Genomic DNA, 12,873 nt, shown 5'->3' on the forward strand with positions numbered 1-12,873 from the left:
CCTCTGTCCCATGCATTCCATCCGCATAGAGGTAGAGGCTGCTGCCTGCCAATAAAGGATAAAAGTTGAGCCAATACCAAAGGTATCGGCTCAGACTGACTATTACTTCGTTTGTGAAGAGATAGCATCCTCAATTTGCTGAAGTGCTGCGTCAAGTGCCTTTTTAGGTTCAGTTCCGTCGTTCCACATTGTTGTATAAGCAGTTTCCATTGGTCCCCATACAGATTGCATTTCAGGGATATTTGGCATTGGAAGTGCTGATTCAGCCTGTTCAAGGAATGCAGAAGCAACTTCGTCGTTTTGGATCGCATCGCTTTCAATCAATTCTGTTTGAGGAGGAAGCTGTCCAGTCATTTCAAAACGTTTTTCAAGCATTTCTGTGCTTGTAGCAAATTGTGCTAATAAAGTAGCAGCTTTAGGATACTTTGAGTAAGAGTTTACATAGTAAGCTTTGATTCCAGAGAAACTTTTTGGAGTTTCGCCGTTATCTAATTTAGGAAGCGGAGCAATACCGAAGTTGATGCCTGCTTCTTCATGGTTTTTGATATCCCATGGACCAGAGATGCGGTACATTAATTTGTTATCGTTAAAGAAAGAACTGATTAAGTCACCAGTAATATCTTCTTTTTTCAATGGAAGCAGTTCTTTGTTCATGCGCTGCATGAATTCACCTGAAGCAACAGCGCCTTCATTGTTAATTCCAAGATCAGATGCATCTGTGTTGTCATTTCCGAAGATGTAACCGCCGTATCCAGCGAAGAATGCATGTGCAAAGTAGAAGTTTGCAGGCTCCATCATGAAGCCGTATTTGCCGTCTCCAGCAAATCCTTTAGATTGCTCAAAAATTTCGTCAAATGTTTCTGCAGGCTTGTCTACTAAATCTTTGTTGTAATAAAGTGCGTATGTTTCAATTGCCATAGGGAATCCGTAAAGAGTAGATTCGCCGCCTTCTTCAGTGTAAGAAGTACCGCTGATTGCAGCAGGAAGGAATTTTTCTTTATACTCATCAGCTAAAACGTTTTCATAAATAAGTCCAGCTTTTACCATGTTTCCTACGTGGTCATGAGGTGCGTGGAATACGTCAGCTCCAAGTCCGGCAGGTCCGTCAACTTCAAGCTTTCCAGCAGCGTCAACGTGGTTTACTTCTTGTACTTCAACCGGGATATCGTATTTCTTTGTGAATTCTTCTGCTACATAAGATGCCCATTCAGCTTCTGAATCCGCGTTATCCCAAAGAACTAATTTTGCGCCTTCTTCAGGCTCTAAATCTACTGCTTCTTCTGTCTTTTTACCGCCCTCTTTGTCGCCGCCTTCTGTTTTTGCCGGCTCTGAGCTGCTAGGCTTGCTGCAAGCAACCATAACAAACATCAGTAATGCAATTAGAGATAAAGATAAAATCTTTCTCATCATTTCCCCACCTTTTATTTTTGTTGTAATCTATTTCATTGTACTTAGTGCCCAGAGGCAATCCGCACAACTGAAACCAAAGTCTCATAGTTCAAAAGTGAAAACGCTTCCGATTGTTCTCAAAAAAAAGGGTGAATGATTCGTGAGAACAGTTGTGCAAACGTTTTCCCTATTAACTAATTTTTATTTTAAGTTTGAGAGAATTAAAAGTCAATATATTTTTAAAAATATATGCAAACGTTTTCCTGATGTTTTATAATGAGGTCATATTCTATAATCTGGCGATTCAGGGTGATCAATAGAATAGGATAATAGTCACACTTTCTGGTTCAGCTTTTATCCTGCCGGTTTCGCCGTTATCCTCAATTTACCTTATGAAAGAGAGTGAACAACTTGTTAAAAGAAGCAATCTATCACCGCCCCAAAAATCAATTTGCCTATGCTTATGATGAAAAAACCATGCACCTCAGGCTTCGCACAAAAAAGAATGATGCTTCCGCTGTCTGTCTGATTCATGGCGATCCATATGAATGGAGCGAAAAAGGCTGGCACTACAAACTTGAACCGATGCATAAAAGCGGTTCGGACGATCTGTTTGATTACTGGTTTGCCGCTGTTAAACCTGAATACCGCCGGATGCGGTACGGATTTGAGCTGTCTTCCGGAGACGAAAAGCTTATTTATACGGAAAAAGGGTTTATGAGTGAAATCACAACTGATGACACGGCTCCCTATTTTGCGTTTCCTTTTTTGAACAAGGCTGATGTTTTTAAAGCACCAGAATGGGTCAAGGATACAGTCTGGTATCAAATTTTCCCTGAAAGGTTTGCCAACGGAGATTCTTCTATTAATCCAGAAGGTACTCTGGACTGGGGCAGCACGGAGCCGACAAGCGGCAATTTCTTTGGCGGGGATTTTGAAGGCGTTATCAAAAATATCGATTATCTGAAAGAATTAGGTATAAGCGGTCTTTATTTCACACCCGTTTTTAAGGCGCATTCCAATCACAAATATGACACAATCGACTACATGGAGCTCGATCCTCAATTTGGCGATAAAGAGACGTTTAAACGACTTGTGCAAACGTGTCATGACAACGGAATTAAAATCATGCTTGATGCGGTTTTCAATCACAGCGGCTATTACTTCCCTCAATTCCAGGATGTACTCGAACATGGAATGGATTCCAAGTTTATAGACTGGTTCCATATCCATCAGTTCCCGCTTAAAAATGAAGATGATTCATTAAACTATGATGCATTCGCATTCGTTGAGAGCATGCCGAAACTGAATACCGAGCATCCTGAAGTGAAGGAGTACTTGCTTGAAGTAGGGCGCTACTGGGTTCGCGAGTTTGACATTGACGGATGGAGACTCGATGTTGCCAATGAAGTAGATCATCAATTCTGGCGTGAATTCAGACAGGCTGTCCGCGCAGAAAAAGAAGATGTTTATATCTTAGGTGAAATTTGGCATGATTCAATGCCATGGCTTTTGGGAGACCAGTTTGATGCCGTGATGAACTATCCGTTTACAACAGGGACAATGAATTTTATTGCCAATGATAAAGTAAGGGCAAAGGAATTTGTGAATATTATGGAAAGCGTGCTCCACTCTTATCCGAAAAACGTCAATGAAGTGGCATTCAATTTACTCGGAAGCCATGATACACCGCGCATTTTAAATACAGCAAATCACTCCAAAGCAAAACTGAAGCTGCTGTTTGCCTATCAGTTAAGCTTTATCGGCTCGCCCTGCATTTATTATGGAGATGAAATCGGCATGGACGGGGAACAGGATCCAGGCTGCCGCAAATGCATGATCTGGGATGAGGACAAGCAGGACCGCGAACTTTTCAATTATGTGAAAAAGCTGATTGGCCTCCGCAAACAATATCCTGTATTCGGTAATGGAGGAGATATTACATTTGTCGAAGCAAACGATGAAACCAATCATGTTATTTTTACAAAACAGAATGAAGCACAAAAAATGATTGCTGTCCTTAATAATTCCGAAAACGAATTAAGTATAGTACTCCCATTTGAATTAAAAGATACAAAATTAATTGATTTGCTCACAGGAAAAGAATATGCCGCCCATTCTAAGAATCTAACTGTAACAGTGAAGCCTTTTGAGATGGCATTCTATTTGACTGAAAAATAAGTAAATGAAAAAACAGCCCCGGAATCCTCTCCAGGGCTGTTTTTTCACTCTTCAGGGCGCGGACCCGCATCAATGCCCCTGCTCTCTACTGTCATAATCGGCCTGCAGGTGATGTCTCCATTTACACGGATTTGGCAAGATAACCGCAAATGGTCCTCCACACCTTTTTCAGCAAAAGCATTTTTCTCTGCATTTGTAACATCTTCAAAATCACCTTCAAGGATTTCAACCCGGCAGGATGTGCATTTGGCTTTTCCCCCGCAGCGGTGCAGAATATCAATTCCGTTATCCTCAAGTGCAAGTACCAGTTTTCTTCCCATTTCGGCTTCAAATGACCCTTTTCCCGGAACGTGTATTGTCGGCATTTCGATCTCCTCCATTAATTTGTAGTATCATCCTGACCTATTCCCCTTCATTCTAACCCAATCTTTATTTCTTTCTTGATACTATCTTTCGATACTCAAGCGGCGAAACCCCTTCTAAACGTTTAAATACTTTTGTAAAGTAAGCAGCATCCAAAATTCCGACTTCTTTAGCAACCGATGAAATTTTATGGTCAGCCGTCCGGAGCAGCCGCTTAGCCTGCTCAATCCGGTATTGATTTAAGTACTGAACAGGCGTGACGCCCATCGTTTTCTGCATGCAGCGGGTAATGTAATCGGGGTGGAAATGCAATTCTCTTGCAAAGTCCTCCATTTTAATTTCTTCTTTGTAATGCTTTCTTAAATACCTGAGTGTTTCCTCTACTACTTTTTCGGCAGCGCTTGGAATTTGCAGCGACTCTTTTTGCAGGTGAAGGATCAATTCTTCAAAGTAAATTTGCTGTCTTAACGGATAATCAGGTGTCTGGTGATTCATGCTGACCAGATTATCAAAGATTTTTTCGACAAAATCCTTATGTATGCATTCTCCAAAAGCAGGAATTTTAAAATGAAATCTGGAGGGCTCTACGAAATCACCATCAACAATCTGTACCTCAGACCAATTTTCATTTCCTTGATCATGAAGAGAGAAATCTCCGGCCATTTTAAAATGAGTCCAGAAAACCCTTGTATCTTTCCCGCAGCTTTTATGGCCATAATGCTCCAAACCAGGGATTAAAATCACATATTGTCCCTCTTTAATTGTAAATGAACGATCATGCTCTGTCATATAAAGCTCTCCTGACTGGACATAAATAAGGTCAAACACTGTGAAGACACGTTTAAAATGTTTGGTTCCCTTTTTAAATATCGCATCCCCTCCTTTAATAAAAACAGGAAATGGAGGAATATCAAAACCGATGTATGTCATACTGTCCTCCTTTTTTCAGGTCGTATATTTACAAAAATGATCGTAATCATCTCTTTTTATTATATAAGATCCTCTGTAAACTAGTAATGATTTTATATGTGTTTTACAGAAGGGAATGTCTTATTTGGCTCATAAATTAAAAGATCGAAAATTGACATTATTTGCTCTTACATGGCCGATTTTCATTGAATTATTTTTACATATGCTTATGGGAAATGCCGATACTCTAATGCTCAGCCAATACTCCGATGAATCTGTAGCTGCAGTAGGCGTCGCCAATCAGATTTTGAATATTCTGATTGTGATGTTCGGCTTCATTGCAACTGGAACAATTGTGCTGATTACACAAAATGTCGGGGCGGGCAACCGCAAGAGCGCACTTGAGATATCTCAAGTATCCATTGCAGCCAATCTGATCCTCGGGGTTGTCATCGGATTAATCGTCATTGTGTTCAGTGAATCGATGCTGACTATGATGAACCTTCCAGCCTCTCTGCTCCCTGAAGCAGAATCTTATCTTCGTTTAGTAGGCGGATTTTGCTTTATTCAGGCTTTGATCATGACAATCGGAGCAATCTTGAAAAGCTACGGTTTCACAAAAGATACGATGTATATCACGATCGGGATGAATATACTGAATGTTATTGGAAATTACATTTTTATCTATGGACCTTTCGGATTGCCGGTTCTTGGCGTTGAAGGGGTTGCTATCTCAACAGTCACATCCAGATTCATCGGACTGATTGCCATTTCATATCTGCTCGTTAAAAGGATTTCGTTTGAAACAAAATTGCAGGATGTATTTAAACTGCCTGCTGCACATCTTAAAAACCTTCTGAAAATCGGCGTTCCTTCTGCTGGCGAACATTTATCATACAATGGATCTCAAATCGTCATCACAGTCTTCATCACCATGCTTGGCGCCGAAGCACTGACAACAAAAGTGTACGCACAGAACCTGATGATGTTCATCTTCCTTTTCAGTCTAGCCATCAGCCAGGGAAATCAAATCCTTGTCGGACAAATGGCAGGTGCGAGAGAATACAAGAAAGCATATGAACGATGCATGAGATCTTTATACTGGGGAATTGGCATGTCTGCTGTTATTGCAATCATTTTCAGCATTTTCTCAGATAGCTTGTTTGGTATTTTCACAGACAATCAGGAAATTCTGCAAATCGGCGCCTCCCTGCTGCTGCTGACGATTATTCTTGAACCAGGCAGAGCTTTTAACCTGATTATTATCAGCGCACTGAGAGCAGCAGGCGATGTTAAGTTCCCCGTCTATATGGGTATTTTATCCATGTGGGGCATCAGTGTCCCGCTGGCTTATCTACTAGGCATTCACTTTGAATATGGTCTTGCAGGCATTTGGATGGCATTTATCGCAGATGAGTGGCTCAGGGGAGTATTGATGCTCATCCGCTGGAAGTCAAAAGTGTGGGTGAACAAAGGATTTATTTTACAATCAAATGCTGTTTCCTGAACCTGGCTAACACAGCCAGGTTTTTTATGTAAGATAAATTAACACGATAAGAAAACGCTTCATTTCACAGTAGGCTGGAAGTCCTAAATTTTTTATTTAAATTTTCAGAAAAATGCTTGATTTCTGCATATTCATGCCATATGATAATAAACATAACAACAAGTGTTATATTACCTAACATCACTTTTGGTCTTCTCTCTGTCTTTGGTCTTATTTATTTGTTATTCGAAAACAAAAAAGAAGGAGCGTGTTTTTATGGATGCGGTAGTGTTAATGGACAATTTGTGGGTCATTATTGCAGGTATACTGGTGTTGCTTATGCAAGGAGGCTTTATACTGCTTGAAGCCGGTTCTACCCGAATGAAAAATGCCGGCCACATCGCCGGCAAGACGATCTTCACAATCGGAATTGCTTCTCTAGTCTTCTGGGCTGTCGGCTATGGGTTTATTTATGGAGATGGAAATAAATTTATCGGCCTATCAAGTTTCTTTTACGGTGACTCATCACCTGCTGACGGCGGATTAGCGACATCCGTTGATTTCTTTTTCCAGCTGGCATTTGCAGCCATTGCACTGACCATTGCCTTTGGAGGCTTTGCAGAGCGTGCTAAATTGTCTGCCTACGTTATCTTTGCCGTTCTATTTTCAGCTCTTGTTTATCCTGTCGTCGCACACTGGATCTGGGGCGCAGGCTGGCTGAAGGATTTAGGCAAGCAAGACTTTGCAGGTTCCACTGTTGTCCATTTAACTGGTGCTATGGCAGCACTTGCAGCAACAATTGTCTTAAAACCAAGGCTTGGAAAATACGGGAAAGACGGAACAATGAATCAATTGTCAGGTCACAACCAAGTGTTCACAGCTTTAGGTGTTTTGATTCTGTGGGTTGGATGGTTTGGTTTTAATGCAGGAAGCACATTCGGCGTCTCTGACGGATTCTTCGGCTATGTAGCATTAAACACTCAGCTTGCCGCTGCTGCAGGTGCAGTTGCTGCAATGATTGTGGTTCGCATGATGACAGGTAAAGCAGATATTCCAACGACCTTGAATGGTGCACTTGCAGGCCTTGTAGCCATAACAGCGTCTTGTGCGTTTGTTGCTCCATGGGCAGCAGTTGTTATTGGATTAGTCGGAGGAATCATTGTTTACTTCAGCATGAAGCTATTTGATAAAGCCAAAATTGATGATCCGATCTTCGCCTTGTCCGTTCATGGTGCTGCGGGAATTTGGGGAACATTATCAACCGGATTCTTTGCAACTCCGGAGCTTGCAGAACGAAACGGCGGTTTAGCTGGATTATTCTACGGCGGGGGCTTCACTCAGCTTGGGGTTCAAGCGATTGGCATCCTATCATGCGCCGCTTACGCGTTTGTCATCTCCTACATTATCTTGAAAGTGATGAAACAAGTGATGGGCACAATCCGAGTAACAGAAGAAGAAGAAATGATCGGCTTGGATATGAGTGAGCACGGAAGCTACGGCTACCCAGAATCATTCGAAGCTGCAAAAGAAAACAGCACAGGCAAGAAGACTACTGCTTAATAGAAAAGCGGAGCCGACTGTTCAGGCCTGACAGACAGATAAGGATCCGGCTGAAAAGGCGCTTTTTGCCTTTACAGACGGAGCCGTTCTGGCCGAGGGACTAGGAGGCGGAGCTGGACAACACCGAAAAGCGGAATCGCCCCGTTTAGCTCCGACAGACAGATAAGGATCCGACAGAAAAGGCGCTTTTTGCCTTTACTGGCGGAGCCGTTCTGGCCGAGGAGTTGGGCGATGGAGCTAGACAACACCGAAAAGCGGAACCGACTGGTCAGGCCCGACAGACAGATAAGGATCCGGCTGAAAAGGCGCTTTTTGCCTTTACAGACGGAGCCGTTCTGGCCGAGGGACTAGGAGGCGGAGCTGGACAACACCGAAAAGCGGAGCCGACTGTTCCAGCCTATAAGCCATGAGTGTGCTGGACCCCCCTCCCAGCAAATCATGTTTTGCCAAAAGCACTGCGGTTCTCCCGCAGTGCTTTTTTATGAACAGCGCATGCATTCTTGTGAATCACTATCCTGTCTCCTATAATCAAAGTAGAGAGAGGTGCGAAAAAATATGAAACTCGATCAATCCATCTATTATTTTTTTCTTTTTTGGTATGCATGCGGCGTTATTTTGCTTAGCTTTGATATTCTTCCGCCTGCCCTTGAATGGGCGAATGTTGTCTTTTTAATTGCAGCGGGAATCATCGGCGGCATTTATTTTATTCGCTCCTACGGCCGGAAGAAAGGGTTTGCCATATCTGCACTAATCGTGTTTTTTTCCATTTTTGCTGAACATCTTGGGGTAGAGTACGGAATTCTTTTCGGAGATTATTATTATACTCAGGATTTTGGTCCGAAGCTGATTGGCGTACCGATTGCGATCGGATTTGCATGGCTGATGGTTATTGCTTCTTCCCATGCGCTGGCAAAAGTAATTGCTTACAATCAGAATGTCATCGTTTACGTGCTGATCGGATCATTTCTCGCAGTCCTGATGGATTTAATCATTGATCCAGTCGCATATGAAGTGAAAGAATATTGGGTCTGGCAGGCTGAAAGCTTCTATTACAATATTCCATTTTCAAATTTTGCAGGCTGGTTTATCGTGGCATTCATTCTTCATTTCGCCATCTACTTTATTGTACATAAAGAAATGACAACCTATAATCTTTGGCACAGCAGAATGATTCTTGTTTTTGGATTGATTCAGGCTATGTTTATCCTGCTTGCGCTGATCAATCAGCTTTGGCTTGCTGTCATTATGGCATCATTGCTTACAGCCATAGCTCTGGCAGGCTATTATCTTTCACTGAAGAGGTTTACACATGATCGAAGCCGCTAAAAAACCATACTTTGAAAAACTTTTTTTCATCTATAATCGCATGCTGTTTAAACGTCATTTTAACGGCATCTATACGGACAGCTGTGCAAATATTCCCGAGCAGGCCGTCATTTGCATGAACCACAGCACATGGTGGGACGGATTGCTGCTTTTTCATTGCAATCAGGCTAAGCTTAAACACGATATTTATATCATGATGCATGAAAAAGGCCTCATCCAGTTTCCATTCTTTAAAAAATTGGGTGCTTTCTCAATAGACCGCAATAAACCAAAAGACATTGTGCTTTCTCTTCAATATGCAAAAACCAAGCTGGGTGAAAACAAATCCGTCTGTCTGTTTCCGCAGGGCGATGAATTACATCTTGAGAAAAGGCCGCTCGGATTCTTGCCTGGCGCGATTTCCCTGCTTGAGAAAAATAAAGATGTCCCCATTTTGCCTATGCTGTTTTACTACTCATTTGGCAATCAAAAAAAACAGGATATTTTCGTGCGAATATTGCCTCCCCTCTTTTATGACCAGCTTGAAGGAAGCTCACGCAAGGAAAAAAACGAATATTTCGAATGCTTGTTTACAAAAGAACTCGATGTTTTAAAACAGCAGGTCATGGATCAAGATACAAAAAACTTTGTTAATATTTTATAGCTTACAGTGTCAGAAAGGACGTTAAGCATGAAAAAAGCAGTTGTTATTGGAGCCGGCTTAGGCGGATTATCCGCTGCAATCACACTTGCAAGCCGGGGTTTCACGGTGGATGTATTTGAGAAAAACGGTCACGCCGGAGGAAAATTGATGCCGGTGGATCTGGGAGACTATCATTTTGATTTCGGCCCAAATACGATTACAATGCCGCAAGTATTTGAGCGTGTTTTTTCGATTGCCGGCGAAAAGATGCAGGATTATATTGAAATGAAACAACTTGATGTTCATACACGTAATGTATTTGAAAACGGTGACGTGTTTGATTTTTCAAGCCGGGCGAAAGCCATGAAAAAACAGCTTGAGTCCTTAGATCCTTTTGCTTTTGAACACTATGATTCATTTTTAAAAGAGATTACAAGACTCTACAAATTGTCAGAAACTCATTTTTTCCCGAAGATGTTTGAATCTTTTACAGACTATTTGTCTCCTTCTCTTGGAACTGCTCTTCTCAAGGTAAGACCCCTTGAATCCATGCATCATTTTTTCAGCCGTTATTTTAAAAATCCTGACATTATAAAAGCACTTGACCGTTATGCGACTTATATTGGCTCCTCACCTTATATTTCACCTGCCACATTTGCTATGATTGCCTATTTGGAGCTTTTACAGGGAGTCTTTTATGTCAAAGGCGGCAATGTGAAAATTGCTGAAGCATATTTGACAATAGCTGAGAAACTCGGGGTTCAGTTTCATTTTAACAGTGAAGTTAAGAAAATAGATGTTGAGAATAAGCGAGCGAACTGCGTATTGCTCTCAGACGGACAAAGAATTGCGGCAGATGAATTTGTCATGAATGCCGACTTGCTTGAAGCTTACCCAAATCTCGTCCGCGAACAGGATCGGCCAAATTTCACCACAGCTAAACGAGACCGCTACCAGCCGTCCATCTCAGCATTCGTCATTCTGGCAGGATTAACGATTCGCAATTCGCAGTTGCTCCACCATAACGTCTTTTTTTCAGAGAACTATGAAACAGAGTTCCGTGAATTGTTTGCAAATCAGCAATACAGCGGATCTCCTACCATCTATATCAGCAATTCTTCTTATAGTGACCGTACTGTTTCCCCGCATGGAGACAATCTGTTTATCCTTGTCAATGCTCCTGCGCTGACTAAAGAAGGCACGCTTGTTATTAACGAAGAAGACTACAAAGAACGGATTTACGATTTATTGGAAAAAAAAGGCGTGCAGATTCGCGGCCATCTTGCATGTGAGCGCATTATCACTCCGCTTGAGATATCAAATACGTTTGGGGCATACCGCGGGGCACTGTATGGCATATCTGCCAACAGGAAAATTGATGCCTTTCTCCGCCCAGGCAACTTTGCAAAAGATATTAAGAATCTCTCCTTCGTCGGCGGAAGCACGCATCCAGGCGGAGGTTCGCCAATGGTAACATTAAGCGGAATCAATGTCGGTGAGGCTTTAGCAAAAAGATATTGAACGGCTTCAAGAGCGCGGCTGTCCAAAAGGCATTCTTACTGACTTATTGGACAGCCGCTTCTTTTGGGACCGTGCTCCAACAAAAAGTGGCTGCTCTTTGGAGAATGACGCCACTTTTCAAGCTTTCCTTCGTTAAATGTGGCAGTACTGCAAGGATCTCCTTTCTCTCTATTGCTTCACTTCCATCCATTCAGGCTTTCCAAAGCCTGCAAAATCTTTATCAATCGCTTTTTCAAACCCTTCAGATTGAACAACTTCTTTTATATCTTCAGCAATCTCTGAATCTGCATCTTTCGTATTCATCACGACGCGGTTGCGGTGCACATCATTCATTTCCTCAAGCTTAACGGCATCTGCAAGATTCATTTTCGCGGCTAAAGCAAAATTCCCCGGTACTGCAGACAAGTCTGTATCCTCCACTGCTCTTGGCAATTGGGCAGCTTCTACAGGCACGAATGTTAATTTTTTCGGATTTTCAATCACATCTTTTTCAGATACCTGGATCGGACTCACATCTTCATCCAGCTCGACTAATCCTCCATCTTTCAAAATCTGAAGAGCACGCGCTGCGTTGGTTGGGTCATTCGGAATGGCGACAGTCGCGCCCTCCTTCACTTCACTGAGTGAATTGACTTTATTAGAATAGATTCCCATAGGTGCAGTAGGCACTGTAATCACTTCAGATAAATCCAATTTGCTTTGTTTTGCAAAAGTTTCCATATAGATTTTATGCTGAAACAGATTGGCATCAAGCTCATCATTGCCCAGCGCCTGATTTGGCTGAATGTAATCGTTAAACTGAACAACCTCAACCTCGTAGCCTTTTTGCTCAAGCCCCGGTTTGATGGCCAGTTCAACCATATCTGTGTAAGGTCCTGCTGAAGCTCCAATTTTGATCTTTTTCTTTTCTCCATCTGCTCCTTCTGCTCCGCATGCAGATAAAACTCCCATAACGAGTACAATAAGGGCTAAAACTAATTTTTTCATTCTTTCTCCTCCTATTTTTCCACACAAAAAATTCCCCTTTCATTCAGAAAGAGGAATCGTATGTATGACGACTTATCTTCCAGAATGAACAATCATTCTGCAGGATTTAGCACCGTTCCATTTAAGGAGGTTGCCGGACTTCGCAGGGCCTGTTCCCTCAGTCTCTCTTGATAAGCTAGCTATTAAATTTGAATAACGTAATCTTATACTGTATATTTCAATCTGTCAATCGCTATTTTAGAATAATCAAAATAGTGAGATATAAAATTGCTAATAATCATTGTTCCAATGAAGACCGTGGTTCAGCTATCAGGTCGGGTAAACTGCTTTTACCGCACTTTGCTTTGCTAATTAATCAAGTTTGTGCTGCTAAACTCCTTTTACAACACTTTCCCCTTTATTCCCGACCAAGTTTGTGCTGCTAAACTCCTTTTACAACACTTTCCCCTTTATACCCGACCAAGTTTGTGCTGCTAAACTCCTTTTACAACACTTTCCCCTTTATACCCGACCAAGTTTGTGCTGCTAA

At 42.0% G+C, this 12,873-nt stretch carries 11 protein-coding genes and 1 riboswitch; of the genes, 7 read left to right on the forward strand and 4 right to left on the reverse strand.

Annotated features, from left to right (window positions below):
- Positions 1-102: 102 nt before the first annotated feature.
- Entirely contained in the window at positions 103-1,407 is a 1,305-nt protein-coding gene (locus ABEQ24_RS04755; RefSeq protein ID WP_430005701.1) for a sugar ABC transporter substrate-binding protein, read from the reverse strand.
- A 393-nt stretch (positions 1,408-1,800) separates the two neighbouring features.
- Between ABEQ24_RS04755 and ABEQ24_RS04760 the strand changes: the two genes are divergently transcribed.
- On the forward strand, positions 1,801-3,570 hold the full coding sequence (locus ABEQ24_RS04760; protein WP_430005702.1) for a glycoside hydrolase family 13 protein: 1,770 nt from the start codon (positions 1,801-1,803) through the stop codon (positions 3,568-3,570).
- Positions 3,571-3,614: 44 nt separating this feature from the next.
- On the opposite strand, the gene ABEQ24_RS04765 is transcribed toward ABEQ24_RS04760, so the two are convergent.
- Together ABEQ24_RS04765 and ABEQ24_RS04770 are read right to left on the reverse strand one after the other, a co-directional pair.
- Positions 3,615-3,935 (reverse strand): 2Fe-2S iron-sulfur cluster-binding protein, encoded by a 321-nt coding sequence (locus ABEQ24_RS04765; protein ID WP_309190700.1) that lies wholly within the window; start codon positions 3,933-3,935, stop codon positions 3,615-3,617.
- A gap of 64 nt (positions 3,936-3,999) precedes the next feature.
- A complete protein-coding gene (locus ABEQ24_RS04770; protein ID WP_430005703.1) occupies positions 4,000-4,863 on the reverse strand; it encodes a helix-turn-helix transcriptional regulator in 864 nt (287 codons plus the stop codon).
- 124 nt (positions 4,864-4,987) lie between these two features.
- On the opposite strand from ABEQ24_RS04770, the gene ABEQ24_RS04775 reads away from it, so the two are divergent.
- The 6 genes from ABEQ24_RS04775 (at position 4,988) to ABEQ24_RS04800 (ending at position 11,357) form a co-directional block, all read left to right on the forward strand.
- Complete coding sequence (locus ABEQ24_RS04775) at positions 4,988-6,349, forward strand: MATE family efflux transporter (protein WP_430005704.1); 1,362 nt, start codon at positions 4,988-4,990, stop codon at positions 6,347-6,349.
- Positions 6,350-6,604: 255 nt separating this feature from the next.
- A complete protein-coding gene (locus ABEQ24_RS04780) occupies positions 6,605-7,888 on the forward strand; it encodes an ammonium transporter (protein WP_430005705.1) in 1,284 nt (427 codons plus the stop codon).
- A gap of 224 nt (positions 7,889-8,112) precedes the next feature.
- A complete protein-coding gene (locus ABEQ24_RS04785; RefSeq protein ID WP_430005706.1) occupies positions 8,113-8,298 on the forward strand; it encodes a hypothetical protein in 186 nt (61 codons plus the stop codon).
- 145 nt (positions 8,299-8,443) lie between these two features.
- Positions 8,444-9,214, forward strand: coding sequence for a carotenoid biosynthesis protein (locus tag ABEQ24_RS04790; RefSeq protein WP_430005707.1), 771 nt, complete (start codon positions 8,444-8,446; stop codon positions 9,212-9,214).
- Entirely contained in the window at positions 9,198-9,857 is a 660-nt protein-coding gene (locus ABEQ24_RS04795; RefSeq protein WP_430005708.1) for a lysophospholipid acyltransferase family protein, read from the forward strand. Before ABEQ24_RS04790 ends, ABEQ24_RS04795 begins: the two co-directional genes overlap by 17 nt.
- Positions 9,858-9,884: 27 nt before the next feature.
- Entirely contained in the window at positions 9,885-11,357 is a 1,473-nt protein-coding gene (locus ABEQ24_RS04800; protein WP_430005709.1) for a phytoene desaturase family protein, read from the forward strand.
- A 168-nt stretch (positions 11,358-11,525) separates the two neighbouring features.
- Here the strand turns inward: ABEQ24_RS04800 and ABEQ24_RS04805 are convergent, their stop codons facing one another.
- On the reverse strand, positions 11,526-12,344 hold the full coding sequence (locus ABEQ24_RS04805) for a MetQ/NlpA family ABC transporter substrate-binding protein (protein WP_430005710.1): 819 nt from the start codon (positions 12,342-12,344) through the stop codon (positions 11,526-11,528).
- Between the two features lie 69 nt (positions 12,345-12,413).
- Positions 12,414-12,521, reverse strand: a riboswitch (SAM riboswitch).
- Positions 12,522-12,873: the final 352 nt, after the last annotated feature.

This window comes from Metabacillus idriensis, from assembly GCF_050483325.1.
Classification (GTDB): domain Bacteria; phylum Bacillota; class Bacilli; order Bacillales; family Bacillaceae; genus Bacillus_P; species Bacillus_P idriensis_A.